Below are 18,420 nucleotides of genomic sequence, written 5' to 3'. Positions count from 1 at the left end.
GACGGGTGTTCAGCTCCGGCGGCGTGCCGCTTCGTAGAGGACGACGCCCGCCGCGACACCGGCGTTGAGGGACTCCGCGCCGCCCGGCATCGGGATGCGCACCCGGAAGTCGCAGGTCTCGCCGACCAGGCGGGACAGGCCCTTGCCCTCGCTGCCGACCACGATGACGACCGGGCCGTCGAGGGCTTCCAGATCGCCGAGTTCGACCTCGCCGTCGGCGGCGAGCCCGACGACCGTGAGTCCGGCCTTCTTGTACGACTCCAGGGCGCGCGTGAGGTTGGTGGCGCGGGCCACCGGGGTGCGGGCGGCGGTGCCGGCGGAGGTCTTCCAGGCGCCGGCGGTCATGCCGGCCGAGCGGCGCTCGGGCACCACGACGCCGTGGCCCCCGAAGGCGGAGACGGAGCGGACGACCGCGCCGAGGTTGCGCGGGTCGGTGACGCCGTCGAGGGCGACGATCAGCGGGTCCTCGCCCTCGTCGGCCGCCGCGTCGAGCAGGTCCTCGGGGTGCGCGTACTCGTACGGCGGGACCTGCAGGACCAGGCCCTGGTGGTTGAGGCCGTTGGTCATGCGGTCCAGCTCGGGGCGCGGGGCCTCCATCAGGTTGATGTTGCCGCGCTCGGCGGCGAGCTGGAGGGCCTCGCGGACCCGCTCGTCGTTGTCGATGAACTGCTGGACGTAGAGCGTGGAGGCGGGGACGCCCTCGCGCAGCGCCTCGACCACCGGGTTGCGGCCGACGACCAGCTCGGAGGCCGACTTGCCGCCGCCCCGGCGCTGCGGCGCGCGGCCCTGGGCGCGGCGGGCCTTGGCCGCGGCGGCGCGCTGCTTGGCGTGGCCCTTGCGCATCTCGGCGGGCGGGGTCGGGCCCTTCCCCTCGAGGCCCCGGCGCCGCTTGCCGCCGCTGCCGACCTGCGCGCCCTTCTTGCCGGACATGCGGCGGTTGTTCGCGGCCATGACCTACCTGTTCTCTACGGAAATCTCTGCGGAAACGAGTGTGCGTACGTCTGTGACGTCTGTGCAGTGTGCCGCCCGGGGGGCCGGGCAGCACAATCGATCAAGGCTCGGGCTACCGGGCCCCGAGGGTCCAGCGGGGGCCCTGCGGGCTGTCCTCGATGACCAGGCCCGACTGGTTGAGCTGGTCGCGGATGGCGTCGGCGGTGGCCCAGTCCTTGCGGGCGCGGGCGGACTCGCGCTGCTCCAGGACGAGCCGGACCAGGCTGTCGACCACGCCGTGCAGGTCCTCGCCCTGCTCCGACTCGCCCGCCCAGTGCTCGTCGAGCGGGTCGAGACCGAGGACGCCGAGCATGGCCCGCACCTCGGCCAGGCGGGCCACGGCGGCCTCCTTGTCGTCGGCGGCCAGCGCGCTGTTGCCCTGCCGGACGGTGGTGTGCACGACCGCGAGGGCCTGCGGCACGCCCAGGTCGTCGTCCATCGCCTCGGCGAACGCGGGCGGCACCTCGGCGGCCGGCTCCACGGTCTTCCCGGCGAGTTCGGTCACGCGCTGCACGAAGCCCTCGATCCGCGCGAACGCCGCCTCGGCCTCGCGCAGCGACTCCTCGCTGTACTCGATCATCGAGCGGTAGTGCGGGGTGCCCAGGTAGTAGCGCAGCACGATGGGCCGCCACTGCTTGACCATCTCGGACACGAGGACGCTGTTGCCGAGCGACTTGGACATCTTGTCGCCGGCCATGGTGACCCAGGCGTTGTGCACCCAGTACCGGGCGAAGTCGTCGCCGTAGGCCTTGGCCTGGGCGATCTCGTTCTCGTGGTGCGGGAAGATCAGGTCCAGGCCGCCGCCGTGGATGTCGAACGCGGAGCCCAGGTACTTGTGCGCCATCGCCGAGCACTCCAGGTGCCAGCCCGGGCGGCCCTCGCCCCACGGCGTCGGCCAGGTCGGCTCACCGGGCTTGGCCGCCTTCCACAGCGCGAAGTCCCGCGGGTCCCGCTTGCCCGTCTCGCCCTCGCCGGAGGGCTGGAGCAGGTTGTCCAGCTCCTGCCGGGAGAGCTGGAGGTACTGCGGGAAGGACCGCACGTCGAAGTACACGTTGCCGTCGGCCGCGTAGGCGTGCCCGCGCTCGATCAGGCGCTGCATCATCTCGACCATCTCGGTGATGTGGCCGGTGGCCCGCGGCTCGTAGGTCGGCGGCAGGCAGCCCAGAGCGGTGTAGCCCTCGTCGAAGGCGCGCTCGTTCGCGTACCCGATGGACCACCACGGGCGGCCCTGCTCGTGGGCCTTCGCGATGATCTTGTCGTCGATGTCGGTGACGTTCCTGATGAACGTCACCTCATAGCCGCGGTACTCGAACCACCGGCGCATGATGTCGAAGTTCAGCCCCGACCGGATGTGCCCGATGTGCGGTGCCGCCTGCACGGTGGCGCCACAGAGGTAGATCGAGACACAGCCCGGCTTGAGCGGGGTGAAGTCACGGATCTGCCGGGCGCTGGTGTCGTACAGGCGAATAGTCACCACTCCAGGGTAGTGGGCGCGACAGGGTGCCTCACGCCTCTTCCCCGCGATGTCGGGCTCAGAGCCGCCCGACGACCTTCCGCGGCTTGATGCGGACGACCACCCGCTGGGCGTCCTTGGCCGCCTCGGGGTTGAACTCCGCGTACTTCTTGCCGGTGTACTTCATGCTCAGTTCGTCGATGAGCTGCGGCCCGCCGTCGGTCGTCAGCTCGGCGGTGCCGCGGATCTCGGCGTACTCGTACGGCTGCTCGGGGTTGAGGACGGCGACGGTGACGCGGGGGTCGCGGTCCAGGTTGAGGTACTTGCGGCGGTCGACCGTGGTGGAGAACAGGAGGTCGTCGCCGTCGCGCTTCACCCAGACCGGGGACAGCTGGGGGCTGCCGTCGGGCTGGACGGTGCCGACGACGATGAACACCTTGCCGTCGAGCACGGACTTGAGCTGGTCGGACAGTACGGCGGACATGGGCACCCTCCGGAGTCCAGGGATCACTGATGGTCGTGAGGGTACCCTCGCACGCCCCCGGCTCACCCGCACCACGGCGGCCGTCCTCAGCCCGTGCGCACCACCAGTGCCGTCGCGATGGCCATCAGCCCCTCCTCGCGGCCCGGGAAGCCGAGGCCGTCCGTGGTGGCGCCGGAGACGGAGACGGGCGCGCCGGCGGCCTCGGAGAGGATCTTCTGGGCCTCCTCCCGGCGCTTGCCGATCCTGGGGCGGGGGCCGACCACCTGGACGGCGATGTTGCCGACGGTGAAGCCGGCCTCGCGGACGATCCGGGCGGCCTCGGTCAGCAGGGTCACCCCGGAGGCGCCGGACCACTCGGGGCGCCCGGTGCCGAAGTGCTGCCCCAGGTCACCGAGCCCGGCGGCGGAGAAGAGGGCGTTGCAGGCGGCGTGGGCGACGACGTCCGCGTCGGAGTGCCCGGCCAGGCCGGGACCCTCGCCCTCCCACTTCAGGCCCGCGCACCACAGCTCGCGGCCCTCTTCGAAGGCGTGGATGTCGGTGCCGATGCCCACCTGCGGCAACAGCGGCTCAGAAGCCATCGTTGAGCCTCCTGCGGGCCAGGACCGCCTCGGCGAGGACCAGGTCGAGGGGGCGGGTGACCTTGAAGGCCTCCTCGTGCCCGGGTACGGCCACGACGGTCAGCCCCAGCTGTTCGACCATGCTCGCGTCGTCCGTGACGTTGCCGGTGACCGTCTCGTGGGCGCGGACCAGGGTGGCCCGGTCGAAGCCCTGCGGTGTCTGGACGGCGCGCAGGCGGGCGCGCTCCGGGGTGGCGACGACCGGTTCGGGGGCGCCGGCCTCGGTGGCGGGCTCCACCTCCTTGACGGTGTCGGCGAGGGGCAGCGCGGGGACGACCGCGGGGGCGCCGTCGCGCACGGCCTCGATGACCGCGTCGACCGTGTCGACCGGGACCAGCGGGCGGGCCGCGTCATGGACGAGGACGACGCCGTACTCGGGGGGCAGGGCGTCGAGGCCGAGCTTCACCGATTCCTGGCGGCTGTCCCCGCCGGGCACGACCAGGAAGTCGGTCCTGCCCAGGCTGCCGCTCGGGCCGCCGCCGGGCAGGGCGTGCGCGTCGAGCAGGGACTTGACCTCGGCGGCGCCGTCCGGCGGGGCCACGACGATCACCAGGGAGACGTGCCGGGACGCGGCGAGCGCGCGGGCGGCGTGGATGAGCATGGGCGTGCCGTTCAGCGCGCGCAGCGCCTTGGGGGCGCCCGGACCGAGGCGGACGCCCCGGCCGGCGGCGGGAATCACGGCGGCGACGGGGGTCTGCGCGGGCGAAGGGCGCGATTCGTCAGACATCGGTTCCTGTCAGGTTTGTGTGCTCGACCTAGGTGGGTATGGCCTTCAGGAGTGCCGGGCGCGACGCCTTGACCGGACCCTTTCCGTGACCCTGGTCGAGCCATCCGCCCGGGCCCGGCACATCAAGTATCGGGGGGCCGGTCCACTGGTTTCACGAGGAACATCACGGGAACACCCGTGTGCGGGCACGGACATGCCGCAGCGCCCGGCGACAGGGTCAGTGTCAGCGGGCACCGCGGCATCTCACTGTGTTCGTACTGAGCTTGACGGAGGCGAAGAGTCGCCGCCGTGACGCGTCAGGAGGCGAGCACCTCGTCGAGCAGGGCCTCGGCCTTGTCCTCGTTCGTGTTCTCCGCGAGAGCGAGCTCGCTCACCAGGATCTGGCGGGCCTTGGCGAGCATGCGCTTCTCACCGGCGGAGAGCCCTCGCTCACGCTCGCGGCGCCACAGGTCACGCACGACCTCCGCGACCTTGATGACATCGCCGGAGGCGAGCTTCTCCAGGTTTGCCTTGTAGCGACGGGACCAGTTCGTGGGCTCCTCGGCGTACGGCGCGCGCAGCACCTCGAAGACCCGGTCCAGCCCGTCCTGACCGACCACATCACGCACGCCCACGAACTCAGCATTGTCCGCTGGCACACGTACCGTCAGGTCACCCTGGGCGACCTTCAGCACCAAGTAGGTCTTGTCCACGCCTTTGATCTGGCGAGTTTCGATGGCCTCGATCAGCGCGGCCCCGTGATGGGGATAGACCACGGTGTCGCCAACCTTGAACGTCATGTGACAGGTACCCCTTCCGTGGCTATCCAGGGTAACACGGATACGCCGTCTTCTGAATGGCGTTTTCGCAGGTCAGGGCATATCTCGGGGCTTGACAACTGCGACAGGAACGTGCTGCGAGGTACCTGGCGAACCGGGAATTCGCAGGTCGGAGGGGCTCTGCGGGCGAGGTGAAACGCGTACGTTACACACTCCGGGAGCCGTCTCCAAGTGGATGAACGTCCCGTTTTGTCCGCTTCCAAGCGTACGACTTCCGCTACTCCGTTCGGGGGCGGGAGGCGGATCCGGGCCGTTTCCGGAATTGATCAACGCCCGCCCGGAACGTGGAGCGTGATCAATATCGGCGGTGACCAGCGAGGGCTCACGCATTCCTTCACGGAAATTTTGCGCCCGGTTATGTGAATGCCGGACAGACGCCCGGCAAAGTGACTGGAGGGTCACTTGTGACCGCAGTGACGCAGGGTTCGCGCTACCCCAGCCGGAGGGTCGGGGGGCGCTCGGGGAGGGTCGGGTGCGGCGGGCCGGGAACGGCTCGGTAACCTAAGGCCGCTGACAGATCCTTAGGGCGGCTTTATAAGGGGAGCCGCCCGCGCGTTCAAGGAGTTGCCGCCGCCGTGAGCAGCAGCCTTCGACGCGGCGCCCTCGCCGCCTCCGCCATCGTCTTCTCGATCGCCTCGCTCGCCGCCTGTGGCGCCGGCACCAACTCGCAGACCCTGGAGATCAAGCCGGACAACGCCGCGACCACGGTCGGCAACATCAAGGTGCAGAACGCCCTGGTCATCACCCAGCCCGACCTGAAGTCGACGGGTCCCGCCGTGATCTCCGCGACCCTCTTCAACACGGGCAGCACGAACGAGACCCTGCAGTCCGTCTCCATCGCCGGCGGCACCGGCACCGTGAAGCTGACCCCGGCCAAGGGCGGCAGCCTGACCGTCCCGGCGCACGGCTCGCTGATCCTCGGCGGCAAGGGGAACGCCTCCGCCGAGCTGCCGGGCGGACGCGAGTCGGTCCAGGACGGCAACGCCCAGAAGATCACCTTCACGTTCAGCAAGACCGGCGCCGTGAGCCTGCGCGCCTTCGTGGTGCCGGCCACCAGCTACTTCGACAAGTGGGGCCCGAGCCAGATCCCGTCCACCCCGGCGACGGCCTCCCCCGCCCCGGGCGCCACCGCCTCCGGCAGCACCAAGCCGGCCAGGCACGGCAAGGGCAAGGCCACCCCGTCGGCGACCGCGAGCGACACCGCGACGGCGGGCGCCGGCGCGACCCCGAGCGACTCCGCGTCCCAGTCGGCCGCCGGCCAGTGAGCGGCGGTACGGCCCGCTGAGCACGCCGTACGCACGAGGGCGGCACCCCACCAGGGGGTGCCGCCCTTCGTCGTACCGCTGTGTCCGGTCGGTTTACGGCTCGAACTTGTATCCCAGCCCCCGGACCGTCACCAGGTAACGCGGCGCGCCCGGGTCGGGCTCGATCTTGGCGCGGAGGCGCTTGACGTGGACGTCCAGGGTCTTGGTGTCGCCCACGTAGTCGGCGCCCCAGACACGGTCGATGAGCTGCATGCGGGTCAGGACGCGGCCGGCGTTGCGCAGGAGCATCTCCAGCAGGTCGAACTCCTTCAGCGGCAGGTCGACCTTGGAGCCGCCGACCGTGACCACGTGGCGGTCGACGTCCATGCGGACCGGACCGGCCTCCAGCGCGGCCGGGGCGACCTCCTCCGGCTCGCCGCGGCGGCGCAGCACGGCGCGGATGCGGGCGACCAGCTCACGCGAGGAGAAGGGCTTGGTGACGTAGTCGTCGGCCCCTATCTCGAGGCCGACGACCTTGTCGATCTCGCTGTCCTTGGCCGTCACCATGATCACGGGGACGTTGGAGCGGCCGCGCAGCTGGCGGCACACCTCCGTGCCGGGCAGGCCCGGCAGCATCAGGTCGAGGAGGACGAGGTCGGCGCCGTTGCGCTCGAACTCGTCGAGTCCGTCGGGGCCCGTGGCCGCCACGGCGACCTCGAAGCCCTCCTTGCGGAGCATGTACGACAGGGCGTCGGAGAAGGACTCCTCGTCCTCGACGACGAGCACTCGGGTCACGGAAGGACCTCCGGGGCGGGAAGCGGTTCGTACGGGGATGGGTCGGGGGCGCCGCCGGCCTCGTCATCGTCGTCGAGGTCGGGGTGCTGCTGTGCGCGGTCGCGGGCCGCACCCGCCTCCGGCAGCCTGAGGGTGAACGTGGAGCCCTGGCCTTCGGCGCTCCAGACCGTGACCTCCCCGCCGTGCGAGGCGACCACGTGCTTGACGATCGCGAGCCCCAGCCCGGTGCCTCCGGTCTGCCGGGAGCGGGCGGGGTCGACGCGGTAGAAGCGCTCGAAGATGCGCTCCTTGTCCTTGTCGGAGATGCCGATGCCCTGGTCCGTCACGGCGAGCTCGATCATGTCGCCGCCGGGTGCACTGACCCTGCGGGCGGCGATGCCGACGCGGGTGCGGGCCGGGGAGTAGTTCACGGCGTTCTCGACCAGGTTGCCGAGGGCGGCGGCGAGCTGGCCGCGGTTGCCCCAGACGTGCAGATCGGCCGTCCCCCCTGCGGCGATGGTGATCTGCTTGGTGCCGGCCTGGTGCCGGCAGCGGTCGATGGCCTCGGCGACCAGCTCGTCCACGCGGACGGGCTCGGCGTCCTCCAGCGGGTCGTCGTTCTGCACCCGGGAGAGGTCGATCAGCTCCTGGACCAGGTTGGTCAGGCGGGTCGCCTCGATCTGCATCCGGCCCGCGAAGCGCTGTACGGCCTCGGGGTCGTCGGAGGCGTCCATGACGGCCTCGGAGAGGAGGGAGAGCGCGCCGACCGGCGTCTTCAGCTCATGGCTGACGTTCGCCACGAAGTCGCGTCGTACGGCCTCGATCCTCCTGGCCTCGGTCAGGTCCTCGACCAGCAGCAGGACCAGGCGGGAGCCGAGCGGGGCCACGCGCGCGGAGACGGCGAGGGCCTCTCCGCGTCCGGTGCCGCGCCGGGGCAGGTCCAGCTCGACCTGCCGTATCTCGCCGTCGCGTCTGGTGTCCCTGGCCATCTGGAGCATGGGCTCGACGGCGAGCTTGCCGCCGCGGACCAGCCCGAGGGCGTAGGCGGCGGAGCTGGCCTTGACGACGGCGTCGGCCTCGTCGAGGACGACGGCCGAGGAACGGAGCACGGACAGCACGGTGTCCACGCCCGGCGGGAGTACGGGGTCGGTGTGCAAGGAAGTCCTGGTCGGTCGCTTCTGGTCGCGTTCGCTCCAACGGAACGCCAGCATGGCGATGACGCCGGTGAGCACCCCGGCGATCGCTGCCGCTGCGGCGACCGCCGCGTTCACGTCCATGCCTCCAGGTTAAGCAGGCCCTGTGACATCCCCCCAGCCTCCGATGCGGGACCTCGGACACTCGTCGCCCAGAGTTCACCTTGGGGCCAGTAATGGTTCATTTGGGGTGGCGGAAACGGACGCGTGCGGGGCAGAACGTGGGAGCGTGGGGACCAAGCACACCTATGAGAGGGAACCCTGATGCGGGACGCGTACCACGAGGAACTGGACTCGATCGGCGACGGTCTGGTGGAGATGGCCCGGCTGGTCGGGTCGGCGATCGGGCGCGCCACCACCGCCATCCTGGACGCCGACCTGAAGCTGGCCGAGAGCGTGATCGAGGCGGACCAGAAGGTCGACGAACTCCAGCACGACCTGGAGGCACGGGCCATAGCCCTGCTCGCCCGGCAGCAGCCGGTGGCGACCGACCTGCGGATCGTCGTCACCTCGCTGCGCATGTCCGCCGACCTGGAGCGGTCCGGCGACCTCGCCCAGCACGTGGCGAAGCTGGCCCGGCTGCGCTTCCCCGAGCGCGCGGTGCCGAACGACCTGCACGCCACGATCCTGGAGATGGGCCAGCTCGCGCAGCGCCTGATGGCCAAGGCCGCCGAGGTGATCATCACCAAGGACGTCGACCTCGCGCTGCAGCTGGAGCAGGACGACGACGAGATGGACCTGCTGCACCGCACGCTGTTCCAGCACCTGATCGACGAGCGCTGGAGGCACGGCATCGAGACGGCGGTGGACGTCACCCTGCTGGGCCGCTACTACGAGCGGTACGCCGACCACGCCGTGGCCGTCGCCAAGCGGGTCGTCTACCTGGTCACGGGCGAGCACGCGGACGATCTCCAGCCGGACATCCAGCCGGTGACGGGCGTCGAGGGCGCGTAAGCCCCTGGGGGCGTGAGCCGGGGGGCGGGGTTCTTGCTGACCCGGGGGCCCTCGGCCGAGGGCGGGCGCCTGCGGCCGAGGGGCCTCTGCCGACGGCGGGGCGTCTGCGGCCGACGGCGCGGCGCCCGTGGCCGGAGCGTCTCCGGCCGAGGGCGCGGCGCCTGCGGCCGGGGGGCTTGTGGCCGAGGCGCCGACGGCCGAGAGCCGACGGCGCGGTGCCCGTGGCTGGGGCGTCTCCGGCCGACGGCAGGGGGCCTGGGCCGGAGCGTCTGCGGCCGAGGGGGGCCGCGGCCGACGGCGGGGGCGGCTCCGTGGTGCGGTGCGTGGGGTGCGGGGCGCGGGGGCGCCTCCGTGCGCCGTTGATGCGCCCAGGGAAACGGGCATGCAATGGGCGAGGGCATCCCTGCCCCAGTGTTTAGGAGGGACCCATGGCCGAATCCCCCGGCACCACGCCCGACCCCACGCGGGAGCGCGAGACCGACCAGCCCGCCGAGACCAGGAGCCTTCCGCTGATAGCCGCCTGCGGCTGCGGCTCGGGCTGCGGGTGCGGGTGCCAGTCGGGCGGCCCCTGCAGGTGCGGCTGAGGGGCGGTACGACCTCGTAGGGCCGGTATGACCTCGTTCACACCGGCCCTGCGTGGATACGCCTACGCCTCACCGCCCGTCAGCTCACGGCGTAGGCGTTGTACACCGTGGTCGTCGAGCTGTCGCCGTGGGTGTCCGTGACCGTGGAGCGCAGACCGACGCGACCCGAGGCCGGGTTGTGGACGGCCATGGTCCACTTGCCGCCGGACAGCTTCACGGCGGCGGCATGCCAGGTCGCGCCGTTGTCGGTGGTGTACCAGGCCTGCACCGACTTCACCGCGTCGGGCAGCTGCTGCACCGTGCTGTCGTCCGTGCCGTTGCGCTGCATGCCGAGGACGACGGTCGTGGTGGAACCGGGGGCCGCCTGGTTCCTGCTGTCGAGCGCGCCGGGCGAGAAGCGGGTGATGTAGTCCCGGATCTGCTGGTTCTTGGCGGGGTCCGCGTAGAAGTGCAGGCTGAGGCTGGACGTGGTCGACAGCGAGCCGGACGGCAGGCTGCGGTGGCCGGTCTGGGTGAGCGTGTACCAGCCGGCACCGGGGATCACGGGGTGCGCGTCGATCTCCTGCGAGGGGCTGTAGGTGTGCGAGTACAGCGTCCTGCCCGCGTGGGTCAGCTTGACGGAACCGCCGGCCAGGATCCCGCCCGCGGGGAGGGTCGGGTCGGCGAACGGGTTGATGGACCCGAAGTACAGCTGCTTGTACCAGGTGTTGGGCAGCCGCCCGCCGGGTCCCCAGACCGCGCGGCCAAGGGGCAGCGAGGTCGTCTTGCCGGCCGCGTAGGTGTGGGCCCCGTCGTAGGCGAAGTCGTGGCCGTGCTGGCCGACGCTCCACTGTCCGGGCGGGAGGTGGGCGCTGAAGGAGTTGGGCAGGTCACGCTGGAACTGCAGCGTGTTCGGGCCCCACGAGCAGCTGTCGCCGTCCGACGAGTAGTCGAACGAGAACATCGCCTGTCCGCTGTCGGGGCCCGAACGGGCGGACACCTTCAGGGTGGTGAGCCCGGACTGCTTGAGCGTCGCGGACACCCCGGACGGCACACCGCCCTTGTGGGTGGCGGACGCCAGCCAGAAGTCGCCCCCGGTGGTCGAGCGGGGCTGGTAGGCGGTGCCGTACGACAGCTCGTACGCCTTGCTGCTGGACGGGATGACGTACAGGTCGCCGGCTTCCGCCGAAATCCCCATGCTGGCGGGTCCGTTGTCGGCGGCGCAGACGTACGCGCTGACCGTGTGGTCGTACCCGCTGCCCGGACCGGGGCTGAGCGAGACGTTGACCGGGCGGCCCTGGCGGGCGTCGAACGTGGTCTTCGTGGCCCCGGAGACCGTCACGCTGTGCCCGCCGACGGTGGCATGCCCGCCCGCGGCGTCGGTGAAGGAGGTGACGAGTTCGTAGCTGCCGTTGGGCAGCGAGGCCGCCTTGTTGCTCTCGATGTAGCGGAAGTCGTTCGTCTTCGTGTTGTAGACGGCCACTTGGGCGTACACCGGCTTGCCGCCGCGGTCCAGCGTCGTGACGGTGAGCGAGCCCTTGCCCGCGGCGGACGCGGCCGGGGCTCCGGCCAGCAGAAGCGGTACGAGTACGGTGACGGCACTCGCCACTGTCGTGGTTCGTCGCATCAAACCCCCCTAGGTGCGCGACACAAGCGAGCCACGGTAGCGCACGGGCGACAGCTTGTTCTGGGCGCTGCCACTGGGCATGCACGAGGTCCGGCACACTGGGTGAGCGCGGGCGGGTCATTCCTGCGGCACACGGCGCCTGCGGCGGCTGGGGCGCGTACGCCCCTGAGCGGACGCGGGGAGGGCAACGGGGATGACGGTCATGGACGTCGCGTTCGTCTGTGCCGAGGTGCCCCGCGACGTGGTGCTCGTCCATCCCGGTGGCCGTCCGCTCGACGTGGTCCGGGTCGTACGCCGGCTGACCGGGCTGAGCCTCTGGCGCAGCAAGGCTCTGGTGGATCAAGCCCCGGTCGTGATCCTGGATCGCCTACCGGAGGAGGCCGCCGAGAGCGCGGTCGCGGCTCTCCGCGAGGCGGGAGGACAGGCGGAGCTGGGGCAGCGGACGCAACCGCACCTGTCCGGTCCTGCCGAGGGACGGCACGACCAAGCAGCTCGCGGAGTCGAACCCAGCCGCAGCACGAAGCCCGGCACCTGACACTGCCGCACGGGGTCGTGTGGGGTGACGTATTTCAGCGCTTGAAGGACCCCTTGGCCTCTTCCTTCGCTCCCCGCATCCTGCCCCGCGCTTCGAGGGCGGCACCCTTGGCCGCGAGATCATCCTTGTGCACCGCGTGAGCAAGCGTTCGCACGGCCTTTCCTACAACCTGCTCGGCTGTCGCTTTGGCCTTTTCTCCGGCACTCATCTCAACACCTCCACGCTCACCGTCCGAGTGCCCTGGAGGAGCAGAATCATGGCGGGCCTTCGAGGAGTGGCAGTGCTGCGCCGGTGCGGCCCTCGCCCGTGAGGCTCAGTCCCCGGAAGAACCGAAGAAGCCGACCTGGGTGGGCCGCCTGTCGGTGCACAGGCCCCCGCCGACGGAGAAACCGATCGCATCGACCTCTCCGATGCGCTTGACGACTCAACCGACGCGGGCGATGTCGTGGGCCGAGACAGCGGTCTTCCTTACTGCAGGTCACAAGAACCGACAGGGTCGACGCTCGAGCAGGGGCCGCTGCGGCGGCCGCTTGACATAGGAGCAAGCGGACGTGACCGAGATGACCGATTACCCGCCTCCCGGCGTTCCCTGCGGTTCCCCGCACGATCTGGCACGGACATGGCACCGGATATCCATGTCGGAAGTGACCACAAGAGCCTGAAGGTGCCGCAACCGGGATCCCCCAAGCGGGACGGAGATGCTGCGCCAGGTAACCCGTGCTCTCGACCGGCGCGAGTGTCGCGAATCCTGCGGCCACATGGAGCATGATCGAAATGCGGTCGGCGTCGCGCACCTCGACGATGGCGCTGAAGGGCGGAGCGCGAGGCCTGTCTTGTGTCAGCTGAGCACTCCGCCGAGTCATGCGTGAAGGAAAGAGGAAACCATGACGGCAGCGACGGAGACTCCCACTCGTGAAAAGGCCGAGGTAGGCCAGGAAGAGATCGGCGAGGAATCCGCCTTCGGCCCGCTTCTGCTGGCAGCCTTGCTGTCCCGGCGTGAGGAGCGCGGTGAGGAGTCGATCATCGAGCACCCGCTTCTCCTCGCCGCACTCGCGCGCCGTCGGCGTGAGGAGCGCGGTGAGGAGTCGATCATCGAGCACCCGCTCCTGCTCGCCGCACTCATGCGCCGTCGCCGCGAGGAGGGTGGCGAGGAGTCGATCATCGAGCACCCGCTTCTCCTCGCCGCACTCATGCGCCGTCGGCGTGAGGAGCGCGGTGAGGAGTCGATCATCGAGCACCCGCTCCTGCTCGCCGCACTCATGCGCCGTCGGCGTGAGGAGCGCGGTGAGGAGTCGATCATCGAGCACCCGCTTCTCCTCGCCGCACTCATGCGCCGTCGCCGCGAGGAGCGCGGTGAGTCTCTGATCCAGCATCCTCTCCTCCTTGCGGCGCTCATGCGTCGCTGACAGGAAAAGCGACACTCTGCCCCCCGATCCCGGCAGTCGTCGGCATCGGGGGGCAGGTCCCGTACGGCAACCGAAGACCTGAGGAAACACAATGGCAGCTGAGTCCGGCGACAAATCCGAACGGGATCCCTTGGGGGCCTTCGTCGACGAAATCTTCGAGGAAATGGTGCGCGATGCCGGAATCCCCCACACCGGCACCGGTGTCAAGCACGGAAAGGACCCACTGGCGGGAGCCCTGATGGAAGCGGCTACGGCGTTGCTTTCCCGGCCGCCTTCCCGTTCCTCGGAACTGGAACGGGTGCTGCTCGCGCAGATGCTCGCGACCGCGTTGGCGGAATCTCTCGCGCCTGCTTTGGCGGATGTGCTGGCCTCGGAGATCATGAAGGTGCTGAACCACCACGCGGCCCCCCAGAGAGGCGGCAGTCACGAATCCGTCGGCGGATCCGGCCGCAGTCCCCGTTCCTCCGGCGGGGGTGAGCGGTAACGGCCTCGTGACGCTCAGGTCGGCGTAGCGGCTTTGGGGTGGCGCTGCCTTGGCGCGAGTGATATGGCCCCGTAAGCTTGCAGCGCGTCGGGCAGGTAGTGGACCTGCCCGGTAAAGCACGACGTTGGGGCCATGATCTTCGAGGCTCGCGCCAAAGCGGCTCCGTAAAGCCGCGGAGCCGACCGCCCCAGCCACGACGCACCCCAGCCTGTGGGCCAACGCGCCCGCCAGGATCGCCATCCCGACGGCCTTGCTGATCATCTTCAACGTCCGCATTCGCCGCTGGCGCCGACGCGCCTGACGGCCCCAGGATGCCGACAAGCCCCTCATCTGCCATGAAACAGCAGGTGGGGGGCTTGTTCGTGTGAGCTTACTTCTTCTTGCCCTGGTTCTTGACCGCCTCGATGGCCGCCGCGGCCGCCTCGGGGTCGAGGTACTTGCCGCCGGGGGTGGTCGGCTTGAAGTCGGCGTCGAGTTCGTAGTAGAGCGGGATGCCGGTCGGGATGTTCAGGCCCGCGATGTCGGCGTCGGAGATGCCGTCCAGGTGCTTGACCAGGGCGCGCAGCGAGTTGCCGTGGGCGGCGATCAGGACGGTGCGGCCGGTCAGGAGGTCCGGGATGATCGCGTCGAACCAGTACGGCAGCATCCGGTGGACGACGTCCTTCAGGCACTCCGTCCTCGGGCGCAGCTCCGGCGGGAGCGTGGCGTAGCGCGGGTCGTCGAACTGGGAGAACTCCGAGTCCTCGGCGAGCGGCGGCGGCGGGGTGTCGTAGGAGCGGCGCCAGAGCATGAACTGCTCCTCGCCGAACTCGGCCAGCGTGGCCGCCTTGTCCTTGCCCTGGAGGGCGCCGTAGTGGCGCTCGTTCAGGCGCCAGCTGCGGTGGACCGGGATCCAGTGGCGGTCCGCGGCCTCGAGGGCCAGCTGGGCCGTGCGGATCGCGCGCTTCTGGAGGGACGTGTGGACCACGTCCGGGAGAAGGTCGGCGTCCTTCAGGAGCTCGCCACCGCGGACCGCCTCCTTCTCGCCCTTCTCGTTCAGGTTGACGTCCACCCAGCCGGTGAACAGGTTCTTCGCGTTCCACTCGCTCTCGCCGTGGCGGAGGAGGATCAGCTTGTACGGTGCGTCGGCCATGGGTCAGAGCGTAATCCACGCGTTCGGGGCGTCGTCCCGGACGACCGGTGGGTGGACCGCCGGCGGCGTCTGTTAATCGGGTGGCCGGCGAACGGCCGCGTATGTAAGGTGTGCTTACCGCTTGAGCCACTTACTGTCCGGCCTGCTTACGGCGCCCGGACCGGGTGTCCGCCGATCCATGGGGGGTCTTGTCATGTCCGCCGTCGCCCGTCTGAGACGTGCCGCCCGGGAGACCGTCTCCGGACTCCCCCGCGAGTTCTGGTGGCTGTGGACCAGCACCCTGATCAACCGGCTCGGCGCCTTCGTGGCCACCTTCATGGCCCTCTACCTCACGCTCGACCGCGGCTACTCGGCGTCGTACGCCGGTCTCGTCGCCTCGCTGCACGGGCTCGGCGGCGTCGTCTCCTCCCTCGCCGGCGGCGTGATGGCCGACCGGCTGGGACGGCGGCCCACGCTGCTCGTCGCCCAGTCGGCCACCGCCGCGTCCGTCGCGCTCCTCGGGTTCATGACCGACCCGGTCGCCATCGCCGCCGTCGCCTTCCTGGTCGGCATGGCCTCCAACGCCTCCCGGCCCGCCGTGCAGGCGATGATGGCCGACATCGTCCGGCCCGAGGACCGCGTCCGCGCCTTCTCCCTCAACTACTGGGCCATCAACCTCGGCTTCGCCGTCTCCTCCATGGCCGCCGGGTTCATCGCCGAGTACAGCTATCTCGCCGGGTTCCTGATCGAGGCCGGGATGACCGCCGTCTGCGCGGTCGTCGTCTTCCTCAGGCTGCCCGAGTCCCGGCCCACCGCCACGGCCCGGCAGGCGGAGGCCGGCATCGGGCTCGGCACCGTGCTGCGCGACGGGCGGTACATGGCCGTCGTCGGGCTGTCGTTCCTGGCCGCGCTGGTCTTCCAGCAAGGCTCCGTGGGGCTGCCGGTGGCCATGGGCCGGGCCGGGTTCTCGCCCGCCGACTACGGCCTCGCCGTCGCCGTCAACGGCATCCTGATCGTCGCCCTGCAGATCCCGGTCACCCGGGTCATCGAGCACCGCGACCCGTGCACCCTGCTGGTCGTCTCCTCGCTGCTCGCCGGGTACGGCTTCGGGCTCACCGCGTTCGCCGGCTCGGTCGGCGTCTTCATGGTCACCGTGTGCGTGTGGACCCTCGCCGAGATCGTCAACGCCCCGACCCAGACCGGCCTCGTCGTCCGGCTCTCCCCGGTCCACGGGCGCGGCCGCTACCAGGGCGTGTACACGCTGTCCTGGTCCGTCGCCGCGCTGGTCGCCCCGCTGATGTCCGGCGCGGTCATCGACCGCTGGGGCGCGCCGTGGCTGTGGGGCATGTGTGCGGCGATCGGGACCATCGCCGGGCTGGGGTACGCGCTGCTCATGCGCGGGCCGGCGAAGGAGACTGCGGCCGCGGCGAGCCCGCGGACGGACACCGAGGGCGCCGAGACCGAGACCAGCACGGCGTGAGGGGCCAGGGCGGGGGCCTGCGGCGCTTAAGCGGGAAGGAGCTCAGGCGGGGGGCTTCCGCCAGGGGGCCGGGGCGGCTCGAGCAGGTCAGGGATGGGGCCTGCGGGCCCGGGTGCGCGAGGGGTCGGAGTACGAGTCCGGGTGCGCGAGGGGTTGGAGCCTGCGGGCTCGGGGCCCGGGAGCTGGGGCTTGCGAGCCTGGGCGCCCGAAAGGCTGGGATGCGGGGGGGGGGAGGGGGCGGGCACCCATCACCCCGTCCACGCACCACCGCCCCCCGCCGGAATCCCGGCGGGGGGCGGTGGTGTCCGGATCAGAACGCGAGGTTGACGCCGATCTGGTGGGGCTGGCTGAGGGCGCCCAGGACCTCGCCCTGGACGGCGCCGAGCTGGGACAGGGCGTCGGCGGTGCTCAGGGTCGTGGAGTCGGCGGTGATGCTGGCCTGGGGGGCCAGGCCGCCGGAGACGGCGTCGAGGTCGGCGTCGGCGATCTCGGCGGTCTGGATCTGGTGAGCGGCGTTCATGAGGAAACTGCCCTTCGCATGGATGGTCCACATGGTCCAAGGGGAAGCGGCCCGCCGGGGACTGACGTTGGGGCCGCGACCGTGGGCACGCGCCGTCCTTTCCGGACACCTGGCGCGATCCCGTCGGTGCGAGCGATCAAACCACGGAGCGTGCCGGGCATCCACCCAACCACCGCTTCCACCGGCCCAGTTGCGGCGCCGGACGACGCATCCGTGCACGTACGGTCACGTGTTGGGGCCAAATCCTCCACACCCCGCGCCGCACAGGCGGCCCACAACTCTTGCCACCGCCGCGCCGACCGGGACAACTCCCCACCAACCGAACCCGCTCACCCCGGGGTTGCGTACGCCCTGTGCAGATTCCGTTCACAGGGCAGTGCGAGGGGCGGTCGCCGCCGGCAGCACAGTGGTCCAGGTCACACACCCGCCCCGTCACATCCGTCCGGAGCGATCCGTCAAGGAGGTGCAGCCATCGGAAAGCACAAGGGAAACCACAAAAGGAGCACACCATGGACGCTCGGCTGAACCTCTTCGGCAACCCGGTCGCCGGCAAGTTCCTCAGGTACGTCAACTCGGCGGGCAAGGTCGTCTCGGACTCCTCCCTGCCGGCCGCGACGCAGGAGCTGGTGAAGATCCGGGCCAGCCAGATCAACGGCTGCGGGTTCTGCACCGACATGCACACCAAGGACGCGGCCGCCGCCGGGGAGACGGCCCAGCGGCTGCACCTGGTCGCCGCCTGGCGGGAGGCCAAGGTGTTCAGCGACGCCGAGCGGGCCGCGCTGGAGCTGACGGAGCAGGGCACCCGGATCGCCGACGCGGCCGGCGGCGTCCCGGACGAGGTGTGGGCGAACGCCGCCAAGCACTACGACGAGGAGCAGCTCGCCGCGCTGGTCGCGCTGATCGCCCTGATCAACGCCTACAACCGCCTCAACGTCATCGTCCAGCAGCCCGCCGGCGACTACCAGCCCGGCATGTTCGACTGAGGCAGAAAGAAACCAGGGCCTCAGGGATGCATCCGCGCCCCCTTCAGCGCCTTGTCCACCCCGCCCCGCGGGCCGTACACCGCGAGACCCACCAGGTCCAGGTCCGCGGTCGGTACGGCCCGCACGGCCGCGCGGTTGGCGCCGTCGTGGCCCGTGGCGAACAGGTCGGCCGTGAACACCGCCCGGGGCAGGGCGCGGCGCAGCACCCGCTCGTGGGCCGCCCTCAGGGTCTCCTTGGAGCCCTCCAGGACCAGCACCGGCTGGCGGAACATGGGCAGGTAGCCGACGCCGTCCGCGTCCTCGTACGGCTCGCCGATCACCTCGGGGACCCGGGTGCCGAGGCCGCTGACCAGGAACGCGGTGACGTTGAGCCGCTGCCAGGGCTCCAGGTCCTCGCGCAGCAGCACGGCGATCTTCGTGTCGAAACGGATGGGTTCAGCGCTCATGGAATGAGACT

Annotated in this window: 21 protein-coding genes; 8 read left to right on the top strand and 13 right to left on the bottom strand. The window is 70.8% G+C overall.

The genetic code is table 11. The annotated features are described in order from the left end of the window. Positions 1-9 precede the first annotated feature (9 nt). From rlmB to OG956_RS19050, 6 genes are all read right to left on the bottom strand, one after another. Positions 10-951, bottom strand: a complete 942-nt coding sequence (rlmB, locus tag OG956_RS19075; RefSeq protein ID WP_330339174.1) for a 23S rRNA (guanosine(2251)-2'-O)-methyltransferase RlmB — start codon at positions 949-951, stop codon at positions 10-12. Between the two features lie 112 nt (positions 952-1,063). After that, positions 1,064-2,464, bottom strand: coding sequence for a cysteine--tRNA ligase (gene cysS, locus OG956_RS19070; RefSeq protein WP_330339173.1), 1,401 nt, complete (start codon positions 2,462-2,464; stop codon positions 1,064-1,066). A 58-nt stretch (positions 2,465-2,522) separates the two neighbouring features. Continuing rightward, the gene (locus OG956_RS19065) at positions 2,523-2,927 is read right to left on the bottom strand and encodes a PPOX class F420-dependent oxidoreductase (protein WP_330339172.1); all 405 of its coding nucleotides are present in this window, start codon (positions 2,925-2,927) and stop codon (positions 2,523-2,525) included. An 86-nt stretch (positions 2,928-3,013) separates the two neighbouring features. Beyond that, on the bottom strand, positions 3,014-3,505 hold the full coding sequence (ispF, locus tag OG956_RS19060) for a 2-C-methyl-D-erythritol 2,4-cyclodiphosphate synthase (RefSeq protein WP_330339171.1): 492 nt from the start codon (positions 3,503-3,505) through the stop codon (positions 3,014-3,016). Then, positions 3,495-4,271 carry a 2-C-methyl-D-erythritol 4-phosphate cytidylyltransferase gene (gene ispD, locus OG956_RS19055; RefSeq protein WP_330339170.1) on the bottom strand — a complete coding sequence of 259 codons (777 nt, stop codon included), beginning with the start codon at positions 4,269-4,271 and terminating at the stop codon, positions 3,495-3,497. The genes ispF and ispD overlap by 11 nt, the downstream gene beginning before the upstream one ends. A gap of 296 nt (positions 4,272-4,567) precedes the next feature. Next, positions 4,568-5,050 carry a CarD family transcriptional regulator gene (locus tag OG956_RS19050; protein WP_003953493.1) on the bottom strand — a complete coding sequence of 161 codons (483 nt, stop codon included), beginning with the start codon at positions 5,048-5,050 and terminating at the stop codon, positions 4,568-4,570. A gap of 614 nt (positions 5,051-5,664) precedes the next feature. Here OG956_RS19050 and OG956_RS19045 point away from each other — a divergent pair. After that, entirely contained in the window at positions 5,665-6,354 is a 690-nt protein-coding gene (locus tag OG956_RS19045) for a DUF461 domain-containing protein (RefSeq protein ID WP_330339169.1), read from the top strand. A 93-nt stretch (positions 6,355-6,447) separates the two neighbouring features. On the opposite strand, the gene OG956_RS19040 is transcribed toward OG956_RS19045, so the two are convergent. Next, complete coding sequence (locus tag OG956_RS19040; protein WP_030734890.1) at positions 6,448-7,128, bottom strand: response regulator transcription factor; 681 nt, start codon at positions 7,126-7,128, stop codon at positions 6,448-6,450. Further along, the gene (locus tag OG956_RS19035) at positions 7,125-8,384 is read right to left on the bottom strand and encodes a sensor histidine kinase (RefSeq protein ID WP_330339168.1); all 1,260 of its coding nucleotides are present in this window, start codon (positions 8,382-8,384) and stop codon (positions 7,125-7,127) included. The genes OG956_RS19040 and OG956_RS19035 overlap by 4 nt, the downstream gene beginning before the upstream one ends. A gap of 180 nt (positions 8,385-8,564) precedes the next feature. Here OG956_RS19035 and phoU point away from each other — a divergent pair, with 180 nt between their 5' ends. Continuing rightward, positions 8,565-9,254, top strand: a complete 690-nt coding sequence (gene phoU / locus OG956_RS19030) for a phosphate signaling complex protein PhoU (protein WP_330339167.1) — start codon at positions 8,565-8,567, stop codon at positions 9,252-9,254. A gap of 428 nt (positions 9,255-9,682) precedes the next feature. Beyond that, positions 9,683-9,838, top strand: coding sequence for a hypothetical protein (locus OG956_RS19025; RefSeq protein WP_330339166.1), 156 nt, complete (start codon positions 9,683-9,685; stop codon positions 9,836-9,838). Between the two features lie 79 nt (positions 9,839-9,917). On the opposite strand, the gene OG956_RS19020 is transcribed toward OG956_RS19025, so the two are convergent. Further along, positions 9,918-11,444 carry a hypothetical protein gene (locus tag OG956_RS19020; RefSeq protein ID WP_330339165.1) on the bottom strand — a complete coding sequence of 509 codons (1,527 nt, stop codon included), beginning with the start codon at positions 11,442-11,444 and terminating at the stop codon, positions 9,918-9,920. 193 nt (positions 11,445-11,637) lie between these two features. On the opposite strand from OG956_RS19020, the gene OG956_RS19015 reads away from it, so the two are divergent. Then, positions 11,638-11,979 carry a ribosomal protein L7/L12 gene (locus OG956_RS19015; protein ID WP_330339164.1) on the top strand — a complete coding sequence of 114 codons (342 nt, stop codon included), beginning with the start codon at positions 11,638-11,640 and terminating at the stop codon, positions 11,977-11,979. A 34-nt stretch (positions 11,980-12,013) separates the two neighbouring features. Here the strand turns inward: OG956_RS19015 and OG956_RS19010 are convergent, their stop codons facing one another. Beyond that, positions 12,014-12,187, bottom strand: a complete 174-nt coding sequence (locus OG956_RS19010; protein WP_330339163.1) for a hypothetical protein — start codon at positions 12,185-12,187, stop codon at positions 12,014-12,016. A 676-nt stretch (positions 12,188-12,863) separates the two neighbouring features. On the opposite strand from OG956_RS19010, the gene OG956_RS19005 reads away from it, so the two are divergent. Both OG956_RS19005 and OG956_RS19000 read left to right on the top strand, forming a co-directional pair. After that, on the top strand, positions 12,864-13,385 hold the full coding sequence (locus OG956_RS19005) for a hypothetical protein (RefSeq protein ID WP_330339162.1): 522 nt from the start codon (positions 12,864-12,866) through the stop codon (positions 13,383-13,385). A gap of 91 nt (positions 13,386-13,476) precedes the next feature. Then, entirely contained in the window at positions 13,477-13,869 is a 393-nt protein-coding gene (locus OG956_RS19000; protein ID WP_330339161.1) for a hypothetical protein, read from the top strand. Between the two features lie 370 nt (positions 13,870-14,239). Here the strand turns inward: OG956_RS19000 and OG956_RS18995 are convergent, their stop codons facing one another. Then, complete coding sequence (locus OG956_RS18995; protein WP_330339160.1) at positions 14,240-15,001, bottom strand: phosphoglyceromutase; 762 nt, start codon at positions 14,999-15,001, stop codon at positions 14,240-14,242. Positions 15,002-15,194: 193 nt separating this feature from the next. Here OG956_RS18995 and OG956_RS18990 point away from each other — a divergent pair, with 193 nt between their 5' ends. Beyond that, positions 15,195-16,460 (top strand): MDR family MFS transporter, encoded by a 1,266-nt coding sequence (locus OG956_RS18990; protein ID WP_330339159.1) that lies wholly within the window; start codon positions 15,195-15,197, stop codon positions 16,458-16,460. A gap of 310 nt (positions 16,461-16,770) precedes the next feature. On the opposite strand, the gene OG956_RS18985 is transcribed toward OG956_RS18990, so the two are convergent. Then, complete coding sequence (locus OG956_RS18985; RefSeq protein ID WP_330339158.1) at positions 16,771-17,013, bottom strand: hypothetical protein; 243 nt, start codon at positions 17,011-17,013, stop codon at positions 16,771-16,773. Positions 17,014-17,489: 476 nt separating this feature from the next. On the opposite strand from OG956_RS18985, the gene OG956_RS18980 reads away from it, so the two are divergent. After that, positions 17,490-17,963 (top strand): carboxymuconolactone decarboxylase family protein, encoded by a 474-nt coding sequence (locus OG956_RS18980; protein ID WP_330339157.1) that lies wholly within the window; start codon positions 17,490-17,492, stop codon positions 17,961-17,963. Between the two features lie 20 nt (positions 17,964-17,983). Here the strand turns inward: OG956_RS18980 and OG956_RS18975 are convergent, their stop codons facing one another. Beyond that, the gene (locus OG956_RS18975; protein ID WP_330339156.1) at positions 17,984-18,409 is read right to left on the bottom strand and encodes a DUF2000 domain-containing protein; all 426 of its coding nucleotides are present in this window, start codon (positions 18,407-18,409) and stop codon (positions 17,984-17,986) included. Positions 18,410-18,420 lie beyond the last annotated feature (11 nt).

The sequence above is a fragment of the Streptomyces sp. NBC_00557 genome (assembly GCF_036345995.1).
GTDB lineage: Bacteria > Actinomycetota > Actinomycetes > Streptomycetales > Streptomycetaceae > Streptomyces.
The sequence above is the reverse complement of the archived record's forward strand: the minus strand, read 5'-3'. Positions and strand labels throughout refer to the sequence as shown.

What these genes read in the sequence shown, in the direction of transcription:
- rlmB (WP_330339174.1), bottom strand. Translation starts at nt 951, where the DNA reads ATGGCCGCGAACAACCGCCGCATGTCCGGCAAGAAGGGCGCGCAGGTC.
- OG956_RS19065 (WP_330339172.1), bottom strand. Translation starts at nt 2,927, where the DNA reads ATGTCCGCCGTACTGTCCGACCAGCTCAAGTCCGTGCTCGACGGCAAG.
- ispF (WP_330339171.1), bottom strand. Translation starts at nt 3,505, where the DNA reads ATGGCTTCTGAGCCGCTGTTGCCGCAGGTGGGCATCGGCACCGACATC.
- ispD (WP_330339170.1), bottom strand. Translation starts at nt 4,271, where the DNA reads ATGTCTGACGAATCGCGCCCTTCGCCCGCGCAGACCCCCGTCGCCGCC.
- OG956_RS19050 (WP_003953493.1), bottom strand. Translation starts at nt 5,050, where the DNA reads ATGACGTTCAAGGTTGGCGACACCGTGGTCTATCCCCATCACGGGGCC.
- OG956_RS19035 (WP_330339168.1), bottom strand. Translation starts at nt 8,384, where the DNA reads ATGGACGTGAACGCGGCGGTCGCCGCAGCGGCAGCGATCGCCGGGGTG.
- phoU (WP_330339167.1), top strand. Translation starts at nt 8,565, where the DNA reads ATGCGGGACGCGTACCACGAGGAACTGGACTCGATCGGCGACGGTCTG.
- OG956_RS19025 (WP_330339166.1), top strand. Translation starts at nt 9,683, where the DNA reads ATGGCCGAATCCCCCGGCACCACGCCCGACCCCACGCGGGAGCGCGAG.
- OG956_RS19020 (WP_330339165.1), bottom strand. Translation starts at nt 11,444, where the DNA reads ATGCGACGAACCACGACAGTGGCGAGTGCCGTCACCGTACTCGTACCG.
- OG956_RS19015 (WP_330339164.1), top strand. Translation starts at nt 11,638, where the DNA reads ATGACGGTCATGGACGTCGCGTTCGTCTGTGCCGAGGTGCCCCGCGAC.
- OG956_RS19010 (WP_330339163.1), bottom strand. Translation starts at nt 12,187, where the DNA reads ATGAGTGCCGGAGAAAAGGCCAAAGCGACAGCCGAGCAGGTTGTAGGA.
- OG956_RS19005 (WP_330339162.1), top strand. Translation starts at nt 12,864, where the DNA reads ATGACGGCAGCGACGGAGACTCCCACTCGTGAAAAGGCCGAGGTAGGC.
- OG956_RS19000 (WP_330339161.1), top strand. Translation starts at nt 13,477, where the DNA reads ATGGCAGCTGAGTCCGGCGACAAATCCGAACGGGATCCCTTGGGGGCC.
- OG956_RS18995 (WP_330339160.1), bottom strand. Translation starts at nt 15,001, where the DNA reads ATGGCCGACGCACCGTACAAGCTGATCCTCCTCCGCCACGGCGAGAGC.
- OG956_RS18990 (WP_330339159.1), top strand. Translation starts at nt 15,195, where the DNA reads ATGTCCGCCGTCGCCCGTCTGAGACGTGCCGCCCGGGAGACCGTCTCC.
- OG956_RS18985 (WP_330339158.1), bottom strand. Translation starts at nt 17,013, where the DNA reads ATGTGGACCATCCATGCGAAGGGCAGTTTCCTCATGAACGCCGCTCAC.
- OG956_RS18980 (WP_330339157.1), top strand. Translation starts at nt 17,490, where the DNA reads ATGGACGCTCGGCTGAACCTCTTCGGCAACCCGGTCGCCGGCAAGTTC.
- OG956_RS18975 (WP_330339156.1), bottom strand. Translation starts at nt 18,409, where the DNA reads ATGAGCGCTGAACCCATCCGTTTCGACACGAAGATCGCCGTGCTGCTG.